Genomic DNA, 20,839 nt, shown 5'->3' on the forward strand with positions numbered 1-20,839 from the left:
AGCGCGCGATGTCGGCTGCGGCGGTGTCGGGTACTGGGAGGCTCGCCCATGGGCGGACGCTCACACCTTTCGATCGGAGGAACGGTTCGAACAGCTGCACACATGGTAAAGGACGGGCAAAGGAGATGGCTCGTCCTTCGCACCGGCCACGGGCTAGTCGGTCCCGTAACCCCGGCGGGCCGTGCCCAGCACGCAGTACGAGGACGGCAGCGCGGGTCCGCCCTCCGGGACCCGGAGGCCGCGCACCGCCGTGACCTCGAACCCGGCCGCCTCGATGGCGGCCAGCGGATCGCGCGCGGTGTGACAGCCGCCGCACAGCCGCGGCCACACGGTCCGGTCCAGGACGCGCTGGAAGGCGGCCATGCCCCGGCCGGGGGCGCGGCCGTGCTCGAAGAAGCGCAGCTCCCCGCCCGGGCGCAGGACGCGGTGGAGCTCGGAAAGGGAGCGCGGCAGGTCCCGTACCGAACACAGCACGAGCGAGGCCACCGCCGCGTCGAAGGACTCGCTCTTGACCGGCAGGGCCTCGGCGGCGCCCGGCACCACGTCGACGGGGACCTCGACGCGCAGCCCCGCCTCTGCGGCGTGCCGGCGCAGGACGCGCTCCGGCTCGACCGCGACGACCTCGGACACGGCGCGGGGGTAGTGCGCGAAGTTCAGGCCGTTGCCCGCGCCGATCTCGATGACCCGGCCGCTCAGCCCGGCCAGGAGTTCCTCGCGGATCTTCCCGACCCCGGCGCGGGCATCGGCCTCGACGCTCATCCGGGCGTAGAAGCGGGCGAACAGCGGATGGTGGACCGGATCCTGCGTAGGGCGGCTGCGACGGAGCACGGGACCTCCTCGTGCGGACGGGGCGCGTACTGCCATTTTTCCCCGCCGGTGTCGGCTCACCCCGGCAGCGCCGCACGGCCGCGCGGCGCTGCCCCGGGCCGGGCCTGGCCGCGGGCCCGGCCCGGCCGGACCGGGCCCGCGCGCCGTGAGCGCCGGGTCAGGCCGGCCAGGCGGCGCGGAAGGCCTCCGGGGACCAGGTGCCGTGCAGGCGAGGGGCCAGCCAGCCCGCGGCCGAGGCGCGGAACGCCTCGGGGGACAGCGCGCCCGAGCCCTCGGGGACCGCGCCCAGCAGGGGCAGTCCCGAGGAGCCGGGCAGGTCGGCCAGGTTGCAGCGGCAGGCCAGATCCGGGGCGGCCGGCCAGCTGCCGATCACCACGCCCAGCCCCGTCAGCTCCCGCGCCCGCAGGGCCTCGGCCGTCAGGGTCGTGGAGTTGAGGGTGCCGAGGGCCGCCGGGGCGACGACCAGCACCGGCGCCGCGAGCAGCCGCGCCGCGTCGGCCAGCGTGTGACCCGCCTCGTCGAAGCGGACGAGGAGCCCGCCGGCGCCCTCCACCAGGACCAGGTCGTGGTCCAGGGAGAGCTGCCGCGCCGCCTCCGCGATCCGCGCAGGGGAGAGCGTGGGCAGCCCGGCGCGCCGGGCCGCCGTGTCCGGGGCCAACGGCTCCGGGTAGCGGGCCAGTTCCAGCGCCGTCACCGTCGGCCCCGCCAGCCGGACCACTTCCGCCGCGTCCCCGGGCTCCGCCGGCCCCACGCCCGTCTGGGCGGGCTTGAGGACCGCGACCGAACGGCCGGCGGCCACGGCGGACGCCGCGATCGCCGACGTGACGACCGTCTTGCCGATCTCCGTGCCCGTTCCGGATATGAAGACGACCGGCATGTCAGCCCTCCTTTGCCGCGGCGCACACTGCGCGGCAGATGCGGGCCACGTCGGCGTCGCCCGTGACGAACGGCGGCATCGTGTAGATCAGGTCGCGGAACGGACGTACCCAGACGCCCTCCCGGACCGCCGCCCGGGTGGCGGCCGCCATGTCGACGGCGTGGTCCAGCTGCACCACGCCGATCGCGCCCAGCACCCGGACCTCCCGCACTCCGGGCAGGTCCGCGGCCGGGGCCAGGCCTTCCAGGAGGCCCGCCTCGATGCGCTTGACCTCGCGCTGCCAGTCCTGGCCGAGGAGCAGGTCGATCGAGGCCGAGGCCACCGCCGTGGCCAGCGGGTTGCCCATGAAGGTCGGCCCGTGGGCCAGTACCGGGACCTCGCCCTCGGAGATCCCGTCGGCCACCCGCGGCGTGCACAGGGTCGCCGACAGGGTGAGGTAACCGCCGGTCAGGGCCTTGCCGAGGCACATCACATCGGGGGTGATCCCCGCGTGGTCGGCCGCGAACAGGGCGCCGGTGCGGCCGAAACCGGTCGCGATCTCGTCCAGGACGAGCAGGACCCCGTACTCGTCGCACAGCTCGCGCAGCACCCGCAGGTAACCGGGGTTGTGGAAGCGCATGCCGCCCGCGCCCTGCACCACCGGCTCCACGATCACGGCCGCCAGCTCGTCCGCGTGCGCGGCGATCAGGGAGCGCAGGTGGTCGGCGTACGCCGGGTCCACCGGGGCGTCGAAGCCGCCGGGCGGGGCGTCCGCGAAGACCTGGCGGGGCAGGGCCCCCGACCAGAGCTCGTGCATGCCGCCCTCGGGGTCGCAGACGGCCATCGGCTGCCAGGTGTCCCCGTGGTAGCCGCCCCGCCAGGTCAGCAGCCGGGTCTTGCCGGGCCGGCCGATGGAGCGCCAGTACTGGAGGCACATCTTGACCGCGACCTCGACCGCGACCGAGCCCGAGTCGGCGAGGAAGACGTGCTCCAGGCCGGCCGGGGTGATCTCGACCAGCTTCGCGGCCAGCCGGACGGCGGGCTCATGGGTGAGCCCGCCGAACATCACGTGCGACATCCGGCCGAGTTGGGCGGTCGTCGCCTCGTTCAGCGCGGGGTGGTTGTAGCCGTGGATCGCCGACCACCACGAGGACATGCCGTCGACCAGCTCTTCGTGGCCCTCGACGGGCTCGGCCATCCGCAGCCGGACCCCCGAGGCGGAGGAGACGATCAGCGGCTCCTGCCGCCCGGGCATCGGGCCGTACGGGTGCCAGACGTGCTGCCGGTCCAGCGCGAGCAGTTCGGCGGCCGGCAGCGCCTCGTACGGGTGGGACCGCTCAGGCATTCGGGGCGAGATCCGTTCCCGCGCCGCGGCGGCGTACCGCCACCAGGTCCGAGCGGACCTCGCCCGCGTCGGCCTGGGCGGGCGCCGCGTCGTGGCCCGAGCAGCCGCCGCACGCCGACCCGCAGCCCGCCGCGGCCGGAGCCGCCCCGGAGCCGGAACCGCATACTCCGCCCGCGGGCGCCGCCGCCACCGCGGCCGTCGCCTCGGAGCGGTGCGCGGGAAGGGTCGTCGTACCGGCGCCCTCCACCTCGAAACCGGCGTCCGCGATCATGTCGAGGTCGGCCTGACCGGCCTGGCCCTCACTGGTGAGGTAGTCGCCGAGGAAGATCGAGTTGGCCAGGTGCAGTGCCAGCGGCTGCATCGTGCGCAGGTGCACCTCGCGGCCGCCCGCGATCCGGACCTCCACGTCGGGGCAGACGAAGCGGACCATCGCGAGGATGCGCAGCGCGCGCTGCGGGGTGAGGTTCCACTCCTTGGCGAGCGGGGTGCCCTCGAAGGGGATCAGGAAGTTGACCGGCACCGAGTCGGCGTCGAGCTCGCGCAGGGCGTAGACGACGTCGATCAGGTCCTCGTCGCTCTCGCCCATGCCCGCGATCAGGCCCGAGCAGGCCGACAGGCCGGCGGCGTGCGCCTTCTGCACGGTGTCGACGCGGTCGGCGTACGTGTGGGTCTTGGTGATCTCCCCGTACGTCGCCTCGGAGGTGTTGAGGTTGTGGTTGTAGGCGTCCGCGCCCGCGTCGCGCAGCCGCTCCGCCTGGCCGTCCGAGAGCAGGCCGAGGCACGCGCAGACCTCGACGCCCTCGTTGCCCTCCTTGATGGCCTCGATGGTCTTGCCGACCCGGTCCACGTCCCGGTCCGTCGGACCGCGCCCGCTCGCCACCAGACAGACCCGCTTGGCACCGCCCGCGACCCCGGCCGCGGCGGCCTGGGTGGCCTCCTCCGGCTTCAGCCAGGTGTACTTGAGGATCTCCGCCTTCGATCCCAGACGCTGGGAACAGTAGGAGCAGTCCTCGGGGCAGAGCCCGGATTTCAGGTTGACGAGGTAGTTCAGCTTGACCCGACGTCCGAACCACTGGCGGCGCACCTTGCCCGCCGCGGCCACAACATCGAGCAGTTCGTCGTCCGAGGTCGCCAGAACGGCGAGCGCCTCTTCGCGGGTCGGCAGCTCACGCCGCAGTCCCTTGTCCACCAGGGTGTTCAGCAGGTCCATGGTCCGAATCCTGGACCACACGACCACTCCCGGCCAAGGAGAGATCGGACAACATGGCCTGTTTGGAGTGTGTGTATCACCACACATGACACAGAGGTCACGCCCACTAGGGTCGTTCGCAGGTCTGTGGACAGCCGACAAAACGCGAGGACGCCGCCGATGCCCCAGCACACCCCCGACGCCGCGGCCGCCGAGCCCGGCCCGGTCCCGGACGTCTTCGCCTGGATCGACGACGCCGAGCGGGCGCGCGAGCGGGCGGGGCTGGTCCGCACGCTGCGCCCGCGGCCGGCCTCCTCACCGCTGCTGGACCTCGCGAGCAACGACTACCTCGGTCTGTCCCGGCACCCGGAGACGGTCCGGGGCGCGCGGGAGGCCGCCGAGCGCTGGGGCGCCGGGGCCACCGGATCGCGGCTCGTCACCGGTACGACCGAGCTCCACGCCGAGCTGGAGCGGGAGCTCGCCGACTTCTGCGGCTTCGAGGCCGCGCTGGTGCTGTCCTCCGGTTACGCCGCCAACCTGGCCGCAGTGACCGCGCTCAGCGACCGGGGCACCCTGGTCGTCTCCGATGCCGGGAACCACGCCTCGATCGTCGACGGCTGCCGCCTCTCGCGCGCCGAGACCGCCGTCGTCCCGCACGCCGACGTGGCCGGCGCCCGCAAGACGCTGGCCGCGCACACGGGCCGGGCCCTGCTGGTCAGCGACTCGGTGTTCTCCGTCGACGGGGACGCCGCCCCGCTCGCCGGGTACGCGGCCGCCTGCCGGGAGCAGGGCGCGGCCCTGATCGTGGACGACGCGCACGGGCTGGGCGTCCTGGGCGAGGGCGGACGCGGCGCGCTGCACGCGGCCGGGCTCGCGGGCGCGCCCGGGGTGGTCGCCACGCTGACCCTGTCGAAGTCGCTGGGCAGCCAGGGCGGCGCGGTGCTCGGGCCGGCCAAGGTGATCCGGCACCTGATCAACACCGCCCGTACCTTCATCTTCGACACCGGGCTCGCCCCGGCCGCCGCCGGAGCGGCGCTGGCGAGCCTGCGCCTGCTGCGGAGCGAACCGGAACGGGCAGGCCTGGCCCGCGAGGTGGCCGCCGCGCTGTACGGACGGCTCACCGCGTCCGGCCTGACCGCGGCCCGGCCGGACGCGGCCGTGGTGTCGGTACGGGCCCCGTCGGCTCCGGCGGCACTGCGCTGGGCCGCCGACTGCCGCGAGGCGGGTCTGTCCGTGGGGTGCTTCCGGCCGCCGTCGGTGCCGGACGGGGTGTCCCGGCTGCGGCTGACCGCTCGGGCCGATCTCACGGGGGAAGAGATCGACCGGGCCGTCGAGACGATCCTGCGGACCGCTCCGGCCGGAGCCACGGACCGGTAGGCGGGGCTCTTACGCGAGCACGTCCGCCCGGACACAGGCGAGGAAGCCGTCCCAGGCCGGCCCGGTGAAGAGCACGGCCGGGCCGTCCGCTCGTTTGGAGTCGCGGACGGCCAGCAGGCCGCCGCGGAGGGCGGCCGTTTCCACACAGTTGTTCATTCCGGTGCTGCGACTGCTCCGCAGCCACCGCGCACTGCTCAGAAGTCCGCTGGTGGATAACGGGGTTGCGGACACGGGGGTGCCTCCTTACGCGTCGTCAGCGAGTGAGCTGATCAGATCCGACGAGTCACGGGGCGGGAGGGCGTGGGCCTGGATCGCGCGGAAAGCGGCGCTGTAGGCCTCGATGTCTTCCTTCCGCTCCAGATAGAGGCTACTCGTCAAATGGTCGAGTACCACCACATCGAGATCGGCGATGTCCGGAAATGAAAAGATGACGAAGGGTCCGGTCAGGCCGAGATGACCCCCCACGCTGAACGGCAGTACCTGTAGACAGACTTGGGGCAGCCGCGTCACCTCGCTCAGGTGCCGCAGCTGCTCGGCCATCACCCCCGGACCGCCGATCTGCCGCCGCAGCACCGCCTCGTCCAGCACCGCGCTCAGCTCCAGCGGCGGATCCGCCCGCAGCACCGACTGCCGGGCCAGCCGTACGTCGACCAGCGCGTCCACCTTCGGCTCCGGCAGCCCGCCCAGCGCCGCCCGGGTCACGGCCCTGGCGTAGTCCGGGGTCTGCAACAGGCCGGGCACCACCGACAGTTCCACCGTACGGGCCGAGCGGGCGCCGGCCTCCAGGCTGATGAAGTCCCGGTACTCCTGCGGCAGCAGCCCCCGGTAGTCGTGCCACCACTCGCGGCCCCGCCCGGCGCCCGCCCCCGGCCCGGGCCCGGCCGCCGAGGCCGACAGGGCCTCCAGCAGGGCGCGCTGCTGGGCGCTGACCACGTCCCCGTAGACGTCGAGGAGCGACCGGATGTCCTCAGGTTTGACCCCGCTGCGCCCCGTCTCGATGCGGCTGACTTTCGACTGGTGCCACCCGACCATCCGGGCCGCCTCACCACTGGTGAGTCCGGACCGGTCGCGCAGGGCGCGCAACTCCTCGCCGAGCTTGCGCCGACGCACCGCGGGGCCGTGCTGCATACCCGCTCTCCTTCCACCGGTACGGCTCGCACCGGTCTTCCGTCCAAATACGCTCTTCCGTAGCAGAGTTCACCGCATTGAGCGACAGATATATGCAGGTCTTGGGAGAACGGCAACAACAGCGGGACGATGGGTGGCACTCTGGCGCTCAGCACAGATCCGGGACGGCTGCGCCCCGGTGGGAAAGGGACGTCGTCATGGCAGATCAGCAGGAAGCCTCCATCACTCTGCCGAGCGACCCAGCCTCGGTCGCCGCCGCCCGCCGCTACGTCGCGGAGGTGCTGGGTGAATGGGGACTGCCCGAAGACGCGTTGATCGCCGACTCCGTCCGGCTGATCGTCTCGGAGCTCGCGACCAATTCCGTCCAGCACACCTTCGGGCAGTCGCCCACCTTCACCGTCGAGGTGCGGCTGGAGCGCGCGGAGTGGCTCCGCGTCGGGGTGACCGACAGTCATCCGCGCTGGCCGAGGCGGCTCCCGGCCGCCGTACAGCAGGACAACGGCCGGGGGATGGTCATCATCCGCTGGCTCGCGGCCGAGGCGGGCGGGCGGCTCTCCGTCTGTCCCACCGAGGACGGCGGCAAGACGGTGTGGATCGCGCTCCCCTGGACCGTGGATGCCCCGGCGGAGAGCGCCGTCACCGGCTGCTGAACCGCTGCGGGACCCCGGCGAGCGCGGCACCCCCGCGAGCGCCGGGCCCGGGCGGGCGTGTGCCGAGCCCCCGGAACCTCCCTGAAACCTGGGTTAACCCAGCGGAAAAACGGGCGCCTTAGCGTGGCCGCCACGGCTCTTCACCAATGGTTCACCCATGAGTGTGCAAAGCGGCGGTGGTGGGGACGGAAAGCCTTTCCCCGCGTTGGGCAAGACACGCTTGGCTCGGATATGCGCAGGTCAACAAAGTGTTGACGGCCCATAGGGTCGGCTCGGCGCGACGTTGATCATGTCCCGGAAGCTTGGTGAATTCGAGTGCAATTGACACCGCACGAGCAGGAGAGACTGCTCATCCACGTGGCCGCCGACGTCGCGGAGAAGCGAAAGGCGCGCGGGGTCCGCCTCAACCATCCCGAGGCGATCGCCCTCATCACCTCCCACATCCTCGAAGGGGCCCGCGACGGCCGCACGGTGGCCGAGCTGATGGCCTCCGGCCGTACGGTCCTCGGCCGCGAGGAGGTCATGGAGGGGATCCCCGAGATGATCCACGACGTCCAGGTCGAGGCGACCTTCCCGGACGGCACCAAGCTCGTCACCGTCCACGCCCCGATCGTCTGAAGAGGAGCACCCGCATGATCCCCGGCGAAATCCGCTACGGGGACGGCCCGGTGCGCCTCAACGAAGGCCGCCCCGTCACCCGCGTCACCGTGCTCAACGCCGCCGACCGGCCCGTCCAGGTCGGCTCCCACTACCACTTCGCCGAGGCCAACCCGGGCCTCGACTTCGACCGCCGGGCCGCGCACGGCCTGCGGCTCAACATCGCCGCCGGGACCGCCGTCCGCTTCGAGCCGGGCATCCCGGTCTCCGTGGAACTCGTACCGCTGGGCGGGCTGCGCACCGTCCCGGGGCTGCGCGGCGAGACCGGGGGGCCGCTCGATGGCTGAGCTCTCCCGTCCCGTGTACGCCGACCTCTTCGGGCCGACGGCCGGCGACCGGATCCGGCTCGCCGACACCGACCTCTTCGTCGAGATCGAGCGGGACCTCAGCGGCGGACCCGGACGCTCCGGCGACGAGGCCGTGTTCGGCGGCGGCAAGGTCATCCGCGAGTCCATGGGCCAGGCCCGCACCACCCGCGCCGAGGGCGCCCCCGACACCGTGATCACCGGGGTCGTCGTCCTCGACCACTGGGGCATCGTCAAGGCCGACCTCGGCATCCGCGACGGCCGGATCTGCGGCATCGGCAAGGCCGGCAACCCCGACACCATGGACGGGGTTGACCCGGCCCTGGTGATCGGCCCCGAGACCGAGATCATCGCGGGCAACGGGAAGATCGTCACCGCCGGGGCCATCGACGCCCACGTGCACTTCATCTCCCCGACCGTCATCGAGGAGGCCCTCGCCTCCGGCATCACCACCCTCGTCGGCGGCGGCACCGGCCCCGCCGAGGGCACCAAGGCCACCACCGTCACGCCCGGACCCTGGCACCTGGCCCGGATGTTCGCCGCGCTGGAGGCCTACCCCGTCAACATCGGGCTGCTCGGCAAGGGCAACACCATGTCCCGCGAGGCCATGCACTCCCAGCTGCGCGGCGGCGCACTCGGATTCAAGATCCACGAGGACTGGGGCGCGACCCCCGCCGTCATCGATGCCTGCCTGAGCGTGTGCGAGGAGACCGGAGCCCAGGTCGCCATCCACACCGACACGCTCAACGAGGCCGGCTTCGTCTCCGACACCCTCGCCGCCATCGCCGGCCGGACCATCCACTCGTACCACACCGAGGGGGCGGGCGGCGGGCACGCGCCCGACATCATCACCGTGGTCTCGGAGCCCAACATACTGCCCAGCTCCACCAACCCGACCCGGCCGCACACCGTCAACACCGTCGAGGAACACCTCGACATGCTGATGGTCTGCCACCACCTCAACCCGGCCGTCCCCGAGGACCTTGCCTTCGCCGAGTCCCGGATCCGGCCCTCGACCATCGCCGCCGAGGACGTCCTGCACGACCTCGGCGCCATCTCCATCATCTCCTCCGACTCCCAGGCCATGGGCCGGGTCGGCGAGGTCGTGCTGCGCACCTGGCAGACCGCCCACGTGATGAAGAAGCGGCGCGGCTTCCTGCCCGGGGACGGCCCCGCCGACAACCAGCGGGCCCGCCGCTACGTCGCCAAGTACACGATCAACCCCGCCGTGGCCCAGGGACTCGCCCGCGAGATCGGCTCCGTCGAGACCGGCAAACTCGCCGACCTGGTGCTGTGGAACCCCGCCTTCTTCGGGGTCAAGCCCGAGCTGGTGATCAAGGGCGGCCAGATCGCCTACGCGCAGATGGGCGACGCCAACGCCTCCATCCCGACCCCGCAGCCCGTACTGCCGCGGCCGATGTTCGGCAGTCACGGCCGGGCGCCCGGTCTGAACTCCGTCAACTTCACGGCGCAGGCCGCGCTCGACGACGCACTGCCCGAACGGCTCGGGCTGGGCAAGGAGTTCGTGGCCATCGAGAGCACCCGCAAGGTGACCAAGGCCGACATGCGCAACAACGACGCCATGCCCCGGGTCGAGGTCGACGCCGACACCTTCACCGTCAGCATCGACGGCGAGGTCGTGGAGCCGGCGCCCGCGGCCGAACTGCCCATGGCGCAGAGATACTTCCTCTTCTGATGGCCTCCAGCCTCGCCGCCCTGCTCGTCCTCGCGGACGGCCGCTTCCCCGCCGGAGGGCACGCCCACTCCGGCGGGGCGGAGGCCGCCTGCGCGGCGGGCCGCATCCACGACGCCGCCACCCTGGCCGAGTTCTGCCGCGGCCGCCTGCACACCGCGGGCCTGGTCGCCGCCGGGCTCGCCGCGGCCGCCGCCCTCGGACTCGACCCGGCGGAGCTCGACGCCGCCGCCGACGCCCGCACCCCGTCACCCGCCCTGCGCACCGCCGGGCGCCGGCTCGGCCGGCAGCTGATGCGGGCCGCCCGGGCCACCTGGCCCGCGCCCGAACTCGACGCGCTGGCCGCCGCGTTCCCACGAGGAGCCCACCAGCCCGTGGTGCTCGGCCTCACGGCCCGGGCCGCCGGGCTCGGGCCGCTCGACGCCGCGCACGTGGCCGCGTACGAGAGCGTCGGCGGGCCCGCCACCGCGACCGTACGGCTGCTGGGCCTCGACCCCTTCGAGGCCAGCGGGGTCCTCGCCCGGCTCGCCCCCGAACTCGACGCCGTCGCCGCCGAGGCGGCGGCCGCCGCCCGGCGCGCCCGGACGGAGGGCACGGAGGCGCTGCCCGCCGCCTCCTCGCCCCTGCTGGAGATCGCGGCGGAAATCCATGCCGACTGGCCGGTACGCCTGTTCGCGTCCTGAGCCACCCCCCAAGGAGACCCCCATGCACCTCGACCACGGCGTGACCTTCCCGCACCGCCACACCCACAGCGCCGAGCCCCTCCGGGCCGACGGCACCCGCCGCGCCCTGCGCATCGGCCTCGGCGGCCCCGTCGGCTCCGGCAAGACCGCGACCGTCGCCGCGCTCTGCCGGGCCCTGCGCGCCGAACTGTCCATGGCCGTCGTCACCAACGACATCTACACCCGCGAGGACGCCGAGTTCCTGCTCCGCGAGGCCGTCCTGCCGCCCGAGCGGATCACCGCCGTCGAGACCGGGGCCTGCCCGCACACCGCCATCCGCGACGACATCTCCGCCAACCTGGAGGCCGTCGAGGAACTGGAGGAGGCCTTCCGGGAACACGCCCCGCTCGACCTGATCCTCGTCGAATCCGGCGGGGACAACCTCACCGCCACCTTTTCCCGGGGCCTCGTCGACGCCCAGATCTTCGTCATCGACGTGGCCGGAGGCGACGACATCCCGCGCAAGGGCGGCCCCGGCGTCACCACCGCCGACCTGCTCATCGTCAACAAGACCGACCTCGCCCCGCACGTCGGCTCCGACCTCGGCCGGATGGCCCGCGACGCCGCCGAGAAGCGCGGCGAACTGCCCGTCGCCTTCCAGTCCCTGCGCGGCCCCGAGGGCGTGGCCCCCGTGGCCTCGTGGATCCGCGAGCGGTTCGCCGCCTGGGCCGTACGGTGACCAGCGCGCCCCCCGCCACCCCCGTCCCGGCGGGAGTGCGGGCCACCGCCCGGATCCGCGCCACCGCCGACGGCCGCGGCGGCACCGCCCTGCCCCTCCTCACCGGGGAAGGGCCGCTCGCGCTGCGCCGCACCCGGGGGGAGGGCGCCGAGGCCGGGGTCATGCTGGTCGGCGCGATGAGCGCCCCGCTCGGCGGGGACCACCTCGCCGTCGAGGCGGACGTCGGCGCGGGGGCCCGGCTGGCACTGGCGACGGCGGCGGCCACCCTGGCCCTGCCCGGCCGGGGCGGTGCGCCCGCGCGGTACGACGTACGTCTGACGCTGGAAGGGGACGCGGCCCTGCGGTGGCTGCCGGAGCCGCTGGTCTCCGTACGCGGCAGTGACCTGCGGGTGCGCACCCGGGCCGAGCTCGCCCCCGGGGCCCGGCTGCTGCTGCGCGAGGAGCAGGTGCTGGGCCGCGCGGGGGAGCCGGGTGGCCTGCTGCGCAGCCGGCTCACCGTCACCCGCGCGGGCCGCCCGCTGCTGGACCAGGAACTGGCCTGCGGACCAGGCGCGCCCGCTGGCTGGGACGGCCCGGCGGGTCTGGCGGGGCACCGCTCGCTCGGCCAACTCCTCGTCGTGGACCCGGCCTTCGAGAAGGCCCCGGCCGCCGCCGCGGTGCTGGGGGAGTTCGCCGCGGTCACCCCGCTGGCCGGACCCGCCGTCCTCGTGACCGCGCTGGCCCCGGACGCCCTCCGGTTGCGGGAACTGCTGGACGCGGCCCGCCGGACATACGGCTGGTGACGGGCGTCCGATTTCAGGACCCATCGGACACCGCTGAGCGGTACACGTCTTTCCGGTTATCGGTTGGGCAAAGAACCTTGCGCTCCTCTGTTGTCGGGTATCGGTCAGGCGCAAGGATCCCCCTGCACGCCCGACGACCGAACCCACCGAACCCGGCTGCCCACGGCGGCACATGAGCAGGGGGAACAACCACGTGATACGCAACGCGGCGCTGGGGAGCGCCGCCACACTGATCACCGGAACGCTGGCGGCGAGTCTGCTGCTGGCCCCGTCCGCCTCGGCGGCATCGGCCGACCGTGACAACGGAGCGGCGGAGGCGATCGGCGTTCAGATCGCCGCCGCCCGCGCCGCCCGCACGGGGATCGACTGGAAGGACTGTCCTGCCGACTGGGGCTTCGAGAAGCCGATCCAGTGCGGCTGGGTCAAGGTCCCGCTGGACTACCGCAAGCCGTTCGGCAAGACCATCGAGCTCGCGGTCGACCGCGCGGTCAGCACCGGCACCAAGGAGGAGCGCCAGGGCTCCCTCGTCTACAACCCGGGCGGCCCCGGCGGCTCCGGCATGCGCTTCCCGCGCCGGACCACCACCAAGAGCCCGCTGTGGGTCAACACCGCCAAGGCCTACGACTTCGTGGGCTTCGACCCGCGCGGTGTCGGCCACTCGGCGCCGATCTCCTGCATCGACCCGCAGGAGTTCGTCAAGGCCCCCAAGGCCGACCCGGTCCCCTCCAACGAGGCCGACAAGCGCGCCCAGCGCAAGCTCGCCGCCGAGTACGCGGACGGCTGCAAGGAGCGCAGCGGCGAGATGCTGCCGCACATGACCACGCCGAACACCGCGCGCGACCTGGACGTCATCCGCGCCGCGCTCGGTGACCGGAAGCTGAACTACCTCGGCGTCTCCTACGGCACCTACCTCGGCGGGGTCTACGCGACCCTGTTCCCGACCCACGTGCGCCGCATGATCGTCGACAGCGTGGTCAACCCGGACCAGGACAACATCTGGTACGAGGCCAACCTCGGCCAGGACGTCGCCTTCCAGATGCGCTGGAACGACTGGCAGGACTGGGTCGCCAAGAATGACGCGGTCTTCCACATCGGCGACACCCGCGCCAAGGTCGAGGCCAAGTACCAGGAGCTGCGCGCCAAGGCCAAGGCCAACCCGATCGGCGGGGTCGTCGGCCCGGCCGAGCTGATCGGCTTCTTCCAGGGCGCCCCGTACTACGACTCCTCCTGGGTGCCCGTCGCCCAGACCTGGAGCAAGTACCTCGCCGGTGACGAGCAGGCCCTGGTCGACGCGATCGCCCCGGACATGAGCGACACCGCGGGCAACGCCGCCTCGGAGAACAGCAACGCCGTCTACACCGCGGTCGAGTGCGCCGACGCCAAGTGGCCGACCAGCTGGGCCAAGTGGGACCGGGACAACTCCAAGCTGCACCAGAAGTACCCGTTCCTGACCTGGTCCAACGCGTGGATGAACCTGCCCTGCGCGACCTGGAAGGCCAAGCAGAGCACCCCGATCGAGGTCGGTGCCAAGCGCGGTCTGCCGCCGGTGCTGATCGTCCAGTCCGAGCGCGACGCGGCCACGCCGTACGACGGTGCGGTCTCGCTGCACAAGCGCCTCGCCGGCTCGCGCCTGATCACCGAGCTGAACGCCGGCTCGCACGGTGTGACCAGCCTGGTGAACCCCTGCATCAACCCGCGGGTGGAGACCTACCTGCTGACCGGCAAGGTCGACGCCAAGGACGTGAAGTGCGCACCGCACGCCACCCCGGTGGCGCCGGCTCCGGCCGCCGCGAAGTCGCTCGCCACGGCCCAGGGCGCCGAGCTCGCGCCGCGTGAGGAGCTCCCGGCCATCCGCTAGGACGACCGGTGGTGACACCGCACGGGAGGAGGCTCAGCGCGTTCTGCGCCGGGCCTTCTTCCGTGCTTCCTCCTCCTCGGCCTTGACCTCGGTGGCGTACCGGTCGACGTACTCCTGCCCGGACAGCCCGAGGATCGCGTACATGATCTCGTCGGTGACGGCCCGCAGGACGGCCCGCTCGCCCTCCAGCCCGTCGTACCGGGAGAAGTCCATCGGCTCGCCGAAGCGGATCGTCACCCGGCGGATCTTCGGGATCCTCTGTCCGGGCGGCTGGATCTCGAACGTACCGACCATCGCGCAGGGGATCACCGGAGCCCCGGCGCCCAGCGCCATCGCGGCCACGCCCACCTTCCCCTTGTACAGCCGCCCGTCGTGCGAGCGGGTGCCCTCCGGGTAGATGCCCAGCAGCTCGTCCTTGGCCAGCACGCCCAGCCCCTCCCGGAGCGCGGCCTGACCGGCGTCCTTCCCGGAGCGGTCCACCGGGATCTGCCCGGCGCTGCGGAAGAACGCGGCGGTGAGCCGCCCCTTGACCCCGGGGCCGGTGAAGTACTCGGCCTTCGCGAGGAAGGTGATGCGCCGCTTCAGGATCGCGGGCATCAGGAAGTGGTCGGAGAACGAGAGGTGATTGCCCGCGACGATCGCGGCGCCCTCCGCCGGAATGTTCTCCAGGCCCTCGATCCGGGGCCGGAACAGCAACCGCAACAGCGGACCGAGCAGTACGTGCTTGAGCAAGTGGTAGAACACCAGGCCGCTCCCGTCGATGCCCCGTTGTCACCGACATCCTACGGACAGTCAGCCGCGTGTCAGGAGGGGATGGCGATACCGGAGCGACGAGGGGCACGTACCGGCCGCGCGCGGACACGGCCCCGGGCGGCCGGGGCGGGTGCCCGGCAGGGGCGCCGCCCGGCCGGATTCAGACGTTGCCGGACGCGGCCATGCCGATGGTGATCAGCCCCAGGACCACCCAGCCGAACCACAGCCAGCCGTTGCTGCCCAGGGCCACCGAGTACGTGGCCACGGCCACCAGGGCGGCGAAGGTGATGACGGCCATCGCCTTAACGGATCCGGTCATGCCCCATGGTGCAGCGCGAAGGCGCGAATCCGCTACTGGCCACGCGCTTGGAGGGAGGCCAGATATGCGTTGTACGCCTCCAGCTCCTGGTCACCGTCGCGGTCCGCGGCTCGGTCGGAGCGCTTCGCCGTCCGCTGCTCGGAGTGGTACCACTGGTAGACCAGGGCGATCAGCACCAGAACCGAGGGGATCTCGCTGAAGGCCCAGGCGATCCCGCCGCCCCACTGCTGGTCCAGCAGCGGATCGATGCCGAGCGAGGGCGAGGGGTTCGCGTACGTCTTGATCATCGGCTCGCTCGCCATCATCAGCGCGATGCCGAAGAAGGCGTGGAACGGCATGCCCGCGAACAGCTCCAGCATCCGCATCACGTAGCCGGGGCGCTGCGGGCCCGGGTCCACGCCCATGATCGGCCAGAAGAAGATCACACCGACGGCGAGGAAGTGCACCATCATCGCGATGTGCCCGGTCCGGCTCTCCATGAGGAAGTCGAAGAGCGGGGTGAAGTACAGCGCGTAGAGGCTCGCGATGAACATCGGGATCGTGAAGGCCGGGTGGGTGATCACCTTCATGTACCGGCTGTGCAGCAGCATCAGGAGCAGCTCGCGCGGACCCTTGTGGCCGCGGGCGGCCGGCGGCAGCGCGCGCAGCGCCAGCGTCATCGGGGCGCCGAGCAGCAGCAGGATCGGGGTGACCATGCTGATCACCATGTGCTGCACCATGTGCACGCTGAACATGACCATGCCATAGTCGTTCAGCTTGGTGCACATCACCAGGATCACGGTCAGCACGCCGGCGGTGAAGGCGAGGGTCCGGCCCAGCGGCCAGGAGTCCCCGCGCCCGCGCAGCCGCAGCACGCCCCAGCCGTACAGGGCCAGCCCCAGCAGCGAGCCGAACAGGAAGAACGCGTCGAAGGAGAACTCCAGACCCCTCCCGAGAGTGAACGGCGGCAGGTCCATGTTCATGTCCATGCCGTGCCCGCTGTGATCCATCTGTCCACTCCCTTGACCTGTGGTGCCCCACCACAGTAGTGCCGCCCCCGGGCGCTATCGCGGCCGGGGGCGGTGACGGAAGGGGGGAAAGCTCACAGAACGGTCTCGGCCTCGTCGTAGCGCTCCGCCGGGACCGTCTTCAGGGTCTGCACGGCGTCGGCCAGCGGCACCATCACGATGTCGGTGCCGCGCAGCGCGGTCAGCATCCCGAACTCGCCCCGGTGCGCGGCCTCCACCGCGTGCCAGCCGAAGCGGGTGGCGAGCACCCGGTCGTACGCGGTGGGCGTGCCGCCGCGCTGGACGTGGCCCAGGATCACGGGGCGGGCCTCCTTGCCGAGCCGGTCCTCCAGCTCGACGGCGAGCCGGTTGCCGATGCCGGCGAACCGCTCGTGGCCGTACATGTCCGTGCCGCCCGCCTCGACCGCCATCGAGCTGCCCAGGGCGGGCTTGGCGCCCTCGGCGACCACGACGATCGCGAACCGCTTGCCCGCGGAGAAGCGCTCGCCGACGATCTCCGTGAGCCGCTCGATGTCGAAGGGGCGCTCCGGGACGACGATCGCGTGTGCGCCCGCCGCCATGCCCGAGTGCAGGGCGATCCAGCCGGTGTGGCGGCCCATGACCTCGACGACCATCACGCGCTGGTGGGACTCGGCGGTGGTCTTCAGCCGGTCCAGGGCCTCGGTGGCGACCCCGACGGCCGTGTCGAAGCCGAAGGTGACGTCGGTGGAGGCGATGTCGTTGTCGATGGTCTTCGGGACGCCGACGATCGGCAGACCGCCCTGCGAGAGCAGGTTCGCGGCCTTCAGGGTGCCCTCGCCGCCGATCGGGATGATCGCGTCCAGACCCAGGTCGGCGACGTGCCCGCGGGCCCGCTCCACGCCGTCGCGCAGGTGCGCGGGCTGGACGCGGGAGGAGCCCAGGATCGTGCCGCCGCGGGCCAGGATGCCGTTCACGGCGTCCAGGTCGAGCTTGCGGTAGTCGCACTCCAGGAGGCCGCGCCACCCGTCGTGGAAGCCGATGACCTCGTCGCCGTGGTCGACGACGGCACGGTGGACGACGGAACGGATGACGGCATTGAGGCCGGGGCAGTCGCCGCCGGAAGTGAGCACACCAATGCGCATGGCAGGGAAAACCTTTGCAACGTGGGCCGACGACCGGACCACGTCGTCCGGTTGGAACTACCCGTCACCCTACAAGCGGATCCGCACTGGACTGAACCATCCTCCACATGCTGGTCATATCCGTCGTGCGGACGCATGTCGGCCCGGATCCCCCAGGGAATCCGGGCCGAACACCACGTGACGCGGGCGTTACGCGGGCTGCGTGGCCGTCGCGATGCGCTCGGCGCGCAGCGCCTCGTACCAGCGGTCGTCGACCGGCGGCAGCGCGTTCACGTCGAGGGCCAGCTTCAGCAGCAGGTCCGCGATCAGCGGGTTGCGGGCCATGACCGGGCCGTGCATGTACGTGCCGAACACCGTGTCGTTGTACGCGCCCTCGGTGCCGTCGCCGGTGCCGTTGCCGCGGCCCATCACGGTACGGGCGAACGGCCGCGCCGTCGGACCGAGGTGGGTGATGCCCTGGTGGTTCTCGAAGCCCGTCAGCTGGGGCAGGCCGAGCCGCGGGTCGATGTCGGCGAGCACGTCGCCGACGCACCGGTCGCCCTCGCCGCGCACGGTCTCGACGTCCAGCAGGCCGAGGCCCTCCTGACGCTGGCCGACGTCGTTGACGAAGGCCTTGCCGAGGATCTGGTACCCGGCGCAGACGGAGAAGACGATCGCCCCGTTCGAGACGGCCCGCTCCAGACCGCCGTCGCGCAGCAGGCGCTCCGCGGCCAGCCGCTGCGGCCGGTCCTCACCGCCGCCGATCAGGTAGATGTCGCCCGAGGTGGGGATGGGCTGGTCGCTGCGCACGTCCACGCGGTGGACGTCCAGGCCGCGCTGGCGCGCCCGGCGCTCCACCACGAGGGCGTTGCCCTGGTCTCCGTACGTGCTCAGCAGGTCCGGGTAGACCCACACCAGACGCAGGCTGTTGTCGCTCATGCTGTTGTCCTTGAGGGTTCTAGTTGCCGACGCGGCGGCGCACGTCCTGGAAGGCGGTGTAGTTGGCGATCAGCTCGATCTGCCCGGGCGGTGCCAGCTGCACGGCCTCGTCGAGGGTCTCGCACACCCGGAAGTCCAGGCCCGCGACCTCCAGGCGGACGGCCAGGTCCAGCTTGCGGTCACCGATCACGAAGATCGGGTGGCCGGCGAGGCGCGGGTAGTCCACGTCCCACAGCCAGGAGGTGTCCGTGCCGTCGGCGCCGCGCGCGTTCACCGACAGGATCACCGGGGTCGGCGGCGGGTCGATCAGCGAGAACGTCTCGAGCCAGCCCGCCGGGTTCTTCGCGAGCAGCAGCCGCAGGTCACGGCCCTGGAAGTTCACCACGTCGTAGCGTCCGGCGACGGCCTGCACCTGGTACATCCGCTCCAGCGCGACCTGCGGCGGCACCCCGAACACGGCGGCCACGGCGGCCGAGGTCGCGGCGTTCGCCTTGTTGGCGCGGCCGGGCAGCTGGAGGTGGATCGGCCAGGCCGAGCCGTGCGGGTCCAGGACGTGGTCGCCGGAGAGCACCCAGCTGGGGGCGGGGCGGCGGAAACCGCACTCGCCGCAGAACCAGTCGTCGCCCGGACGCTGCATGACGCCACCGCAGGAGGGGCACGACCAGGCGTCGTCCTTCCACTCCTGGCCGGCCGCGACCCACACCACGTTCTGCGAGGAGGAGGCCGACCACACGATCAGCGGGTCGTCGCAGTTCGCGACGATGACCGCCTTGGAGCCCTGGAGCCCCTCGCGCCACTTCTCCGCGAGCATGCGGGTCTCGGCGGCGCGGTCCAGCTGGTCGCGGGAGAGGTTCAGCAGGGCGATCACCTTGGGGGTGACGTCCCGGGCCACGCCCGCCAGGTACTTCTCGTCGACCTCGATGACCCCGTACTTGGCGTCCGAACCGCCCGCCAGCGCCGAGGTGATGCCGGCCGGCATGTTCGCGCCGAGCGCGTTGGACACCACCGGACCGCTGGCCCGCAGGGCCTCCGCGATCAGCCGGGTCGTCGTGGTCTTGCCGTTCGTCGCGGAGACGAGGACGACATCGAGATGCTGCGCCAGCGCTCCGAGAAGATCGGGGTCGAGCCTGAGTGCGACCTTGCCACCGATCACCGATCCGCTTCCGCGTCCCGCGGCCCGCGACACCGCCGCCGCGGCCTTGCCCGCCGTCACGGCCAGCTTGGCCCGCGGCGAAAGCGGCTCTGTGTTGCCTGCCATCGTCCCTTGTCCTCCTTGCGTCGGTCGGCACCAGCCTATCCAGTACCGGCCCGAGCCCTGACCGCGGCGCCCCAGTGCCGCCGCGGATCTCCTCATATATTCGCCCGTCGTACGCTTACCGCCATGCGACAGCGCCCCATTCCCGGTACCACCGGACTCGTCCGCACCATGAGCCTCTTGGGCGATCCGGTGCTCCACTCGGCCTGCGCGGAGGTCACCGAATTCGGCCCGGCCCTCGACCGGCTCATCGAGGACATGTTCGCCACGATGTACGCCGCCGAGGGCGTCGGACTCGCCGCGAACCAGATCGGCGTGGGGCAGCGGGTCTTCGTGTACGACTGCCCCGACGACGATGATGTCCGTCATGTCGGTCACATCGTCAACCCCCGTCTGGTGACGGCCGACGGGGACGAGATCCGCGGTCCCGAGGGCTGCCTCTCGCTGCCCGGCCTGGAGGCGGGCACCGACCGCTTCGACCGCGCGGTCGTCGAAGGGGTCACCTCCGACGGCGCGCCCGTGCGGATCGAGGGCACCGGGTTCTTCGCGCGCTGCCTCCAGCACGAGTGCGACCACCTCGACGGCACGGTGTACGCGGACCGCGTGACGGGGCTGCGGGCACGCCGGCTGCGGCGGGCGATCCGCAAGACGGCGTGGGGCGCGCGGGCCCTCGTACAGCCCTAGTCCGGCGCTCGGTGTGCCGGGGGACTCCCGTCAGAAGCCCGGCCCGTCCACGCGGTTGCCGGCCGTCGCCAGGCGGCCCCAGAGCAGGTCGGTGAGGCCGGTGACCAGCTCCGCGCGCTCGCAGGGGCGCTCGCCGAGCCACCAGTCCCCGGCGGCGTGCATCATCCCGACGATGCCGTGCCCCCAGACGCGGGCGAGGCGTTCGCCGCCGGGGCCGAGGTCCACGCGCTCGCCGATGACCTGCGCCAGCTCCTCGCCGAGCCGGCGCAGCAGCGGGGCCGAGTGCAGCCCGACGTCGAACCCGCGCTCGGCGGTCTGCGAGTCCTCCGCCGGGTGCATCAGGAACCGGTAGACCTGCGGCCGGGCCTCGATGGCGGCGAGGTAGGTGTCGAGGGTGGCCTCCACCCGGCGCCGGCGCTCGGCCGGGGCGTCCAGCGCCGCCCGCAGCGAGTCGAGCAGCGCGTCGGTGTGCCGGACGGCGAGCGCCTGGTAGAGGCCCGCCTTGTCGCCGAAGTGGCGGTAGAGGATCGGCTTGGTGATGCCGGCTTCCGCCGCGATGGCGTTCATGGACGCCTTGGGGCCGTCCCTGAGGACGACCCGGTCGGCGGCTTCGAGCAGTTCCCGCCTGCGCCGGTCGGCCGCTCCCGGGTCGCCGGCCTGATGCGTGGTCTCCATGACGTGTTTGTCTCCCCGCCCTTGCGATGTGCGTGACGCCCACGCAACGTAACACC

General features: G+C 72.5%; 23 protein-coding genes. 10 read left to right on the forward strand and 13 right to left on the reverse strand.

The window, feature by feature from the left end:
• Nucleotides 1-153: 153 nt before the first annotated feature.
• From IE248_RS08750 to bioB, 4 genes are all read right to left on the reverse strand, one after another.
• Nucleotides 154-828, reverse strand: a complete 675-nt coding sequence (locus IE248_RS08750) for a class I SAM-dependent methyltransferase (RefSeq protein ID WP_229895186.1) — start codon at nt 826-828, stop codon at nt 154-156.
• A 157-nt stretch (nt 829-985) separates the two neighbouring features.
• On the reverse strand, nt 986-1,705 hold the full coding sequence (gene bioD, locus IE248_RS08755) for a dethiobiotin synthase (RefSeq protein ID WP_073796766.1): 720 nt from the start codon (nt 1,703-1,705) through the stop codon (nt 986-988).
• A gap of 1 nt (nt 1,706) precedes the next feature.
• Nucleotides 1,707-3,029: an adenosylmethionine--8-amino-7-oxononanoate transaminase gene (locus IE248_RS08760; protein ID WP_124290371.1), complete on the reverse strand. Its 1,323-nt coding sequence runs from the start codon at nt 3,027-3,029 to the stop codon at nt 1,707-1,709.
• Complete coding sequence (gene bioB / locus IE248_RS08765; protein ID WP_008741160.1) at nt 3,022-4,239, reverse strand: biotin synthase BioB; 1,218 nt, start codon at nt 4,237-4,239, stop codon at nt 3,022-3,024. The genes IE248_RS08760 and bioB overlap by 8 nt, the downstream gene beginning before the upstream one ends.
• A 159-nt stretch (nt 4,240-4,398) precedes the next feature.
• Between bioB and IE248_RS08770 the strand changes: the two genes are divergently transcribed.
• Nucleotides 4,399-5,595 (forward strand): 8-amino-7-oxononanoate synthase, encoded by a 1,197-nt coding sequence (locus tag IE248_RS08770; RefSeq protein WP_100580262.1) that lies wholly within the window; start codon nt 4,399-4,401, stop codon nt 5,593-5,595.
• Between the two features lie 9 nt (nt 5,596-5,604).
• Here IE248_RS08770 and IE248_RS08775 read toward each other — a convergent pair whose 3' ends face one another.
• Together IE248_RS08775 and IE248_RS08780 are read right to left on the reverse strand one after the other, a co-directional pair.
• Nucleotides 5,605-5,826 (reverse strand): DUF397 domain-containing protein, encoded by a 222-nt coding sequence (locus IE248_RS08775; RefSeq protein ID WP_008741162.1) that lies wholly within the window; start codon nt 5,824-5,826, stop codon nt 5,605-5,607.
• Between the two features lie 12 nt (nt 5,827-5,838).
• Nucleotides 5,839-6,723: a helix-turn-helix domain-containing protein gene (locus IE248_RS08780; RefSeq protein ID WP_100580261.1), complete on the reverse strand. Its 885-nt coding sequence runs from the start codon at nt 6,721-6,723 to the stop codon at nt 5,839-5,841.
• 197 nt (nt 6,724-6,920) lie between these two features.
• Here IE248_RS08780 and IE248_RS08785 point away from each other — a divergent pair, with 197 nt between their 5' ends.
• The 8 genes from IE248_RS08785 (at nt 6,921) to IE248_RS08820 (ending at nt 14,069) form a co-directional block, all read left to right on the forward strand.
• Nucleotides 6,921-7,373 carry an ATP-binding protein gene (locus IE248_RS08785; protein WP_190030334.1) on the forward strand — a complete coding sequence of 151 codons (453 nt, stop codon included), beginning with the start codon at nt 6,921-6,923 and terminating at the stop codon, nt 7,371-7,373.
• Between the two features lie 315 nt (nt 7,374-7,688).
• Complete coding sequence (locus tag IE248_RS08790; protein WP_008741165.1) at nt 7,689-7,991, forward strand: urease subunit gamma; 303 nt, start codon at nt 7,689-7,691, stop codon at nt 7,989-7,991.
• A gap of 14 nt (nt 7,992-8,005) precedes the next feature.
• A complete protein-coding gene (locus tag IE248_RS08795) occupies nt 8,006-8,317 on the forward strand; it encodes an urease subunit beta (protein WP_008741166.1) in 312 nt (103 codons plus the stop codon).
• Nucleotides 8,310-10,031, forward strand: coding sequence for an urease subunit alpha (locus IE248_RS08800; RefSeq protein WP_008741167.1), 1,722 nt, complete (start codon nt 8,310-8,312; stop codon nt 10,029-10,031). The genes IE248_RS08795 and IE248_RS08800 overlap by 8 nt, the downstream gene beginning before the upstream one ends.
• Nucleotides 10,031-10,711, forward strand: a complete 681-nt coding sequence (locus IE248_RS08805) for an urease accessory protein UreF (RefSeq protein WP_008741168.1) — start codon at nt 10,031-10,033, stop codon at nt 10,709-10,711. Before IE248_RS08800 ends, IE248_RS08805 begins: the two co-directional genes overlap by 1 nt.
• A 22-nt stretch (nt 10,712-10,733) precedes the next feature.
• Nucleotides 10,734-11,429 carry an urease accessory protein UreG gene (gene ureG, locus IE248_RS08810; RefSeq protein WP_008741169.1) on the forward strand — a complete coding sequence of 232 codons (696 nt, stop codon included), beginning with the start codon at nt 10,734-10,736 and terminating at the stop codon, nt 11,427-11,429.
• Nucleotides 11,426-12,211 carry an urease accessory protein UreD gene (locus IE248_RS08815; protein WP_229895187.1) on the forward strand — a complete coding sequence of 262 codons (786 nt, stop codon included), beginning with the start codon at nt 11,426-11,428 and terminating at the stop codon, nt 12,209-12,211. Before ureG ends, IE248_RS08815 begins: the two co-directional genes overlap by 4 nt.
• Nucleotides 12,212-12,404: 193 nt before the next feature.
• Nucleotides 12,405-14,069: an alpha/beta hydrolase gene (locus IE248_RS08820; protein WP_073796760.1), complete on the forward strand. Its 1,665-nt coding sequence runs from the start codon at nt 12,405-12,407 to the stop codon at nt 14,067-14,069.
• A 33-nt stretch (nt 14,070-14,102) separates the two neighbouring features.
• On the opposite strand, the gene IE248_RS08825 is transcribed toward IE248_RS08820, so the two are convergent.
• The 6 genes from IE248_RS08825 to IE248_RS08850 form a co-directional block, all read right to left on the reverse strand.
• Nucleotides 14,103-14,813 (reverse strand): lysophospholipid acyltransferase family protein, encoded by a 711-nt coding sequence (locus IE248_RS08825; protein ID WP_190030335.1) that lies wholly within the window; start codon nt 14,811-14,813, stop codon nt 14,103-14,105.
• 169 nt (nt 14,814-14,982) lie between these two features.
• On the reverse strand, nt 14,983-15,141 hold the full coding sequence (locus IE248_RS08830) for a hypothetical protein (RefSeq protein WP_008741173.1): 159 nt from the start codon (nt 15,139-15,141) through the stop codon (nt 14,983-14,985).
• A gap of 32 nt (nt 15,142-15,173) precedes the next feature.
• Complete coding sequence (locus IE248_RS08835) at nt 15,174-16,130, reverse strand: cytochrome c oxidase assembly protein (RefSeq protein WP_008741174.1); 957 nt, start codon at nt 16,128-16,130, stop codon at nt 15,174-15,176.
• 92 nt (nt 16,131-16,222) lie between these two features.
• Nucleotides 16,223-17,251: a 6-phosphofructokinase gene (locus IE248_RS08840; protein ID WP_008741175.1), complete on the reverse strand. Its 1,029-nt coding sequence runs from the start codon at nt 17,249-17,251 to the stop codon at nt 16,223-16,225.
• Nucleotides 17,252-17,440: 189 nt separating this feature from the next.
• Nucleotides 17,441-18,169 (reverse strand): type 1 glutamine amidotransferase, encoded by a 729-nt coding sequence (locus tag IE248_RS08845; protein ID WP_008741176.1) that lies wholly within the window; start codon nt 18,167-18,169, stop codon nt 17,441-17,443.
• 19 nt (nt 18,170-18,188) lie between these two features.
• Nucleotides 18,189-19,427, reverse strand: a complete 1,239-nt coding sequence (locus IE248_RS08850; RefSeq protein ID WP_008741177.1) for a MurT ligase domain-containing protein — start codon at nt 19,425-19,427, stop codon at nt 18,189-18,191.
• 123 nt (nt 19,428-19,550) lie between these two features.
• On the opposite strand from IE248_RS08850, the gene def reads away from it, so the two are divergent.
• The gene (gene def, locus IE248_RS08855; RefSeq protein ID WP_190030336.1) at nt 19,551-20,108 is read left to right on the forward strand and encodes a peptide deformylase; all 558 of its coding nucleotides are present in this window, start codon (nt 19,551-19,553) and stop codon (nt 20,106-20,108) included.
• Nucleotides 20,109-20,138: 30 nt separating this feature from the next.
• Here the strand turns inward: def and IE248_RS08860 are convergent, their stop codons facing one another.
• Nucleotides 20,139-20,783, reverse strand: a complete 645-nt coding sequence (locus IE248_RS08860) for a TetR/AcrR family transcriptional regulator (protein ID WP_008741179.1) — start codon at nt 20,781-20,783, stop codon at nt 20,139-20,141.
• Between the last annotated feature and the right edge of the window lie 56 nt (nt 20,784-20,839).

It is taken from the genome of Streptomyces goshikiensis (assembly GCF_014650555.1).
In the GTDB taxonomy this organism is placed as follows: domain Bacteria; phylum Actinomycetota; class Actinomycetes; order Streptomycetales; family Streptomycetaceae; genus Streptomyces; species Streptomyces goshikiensis.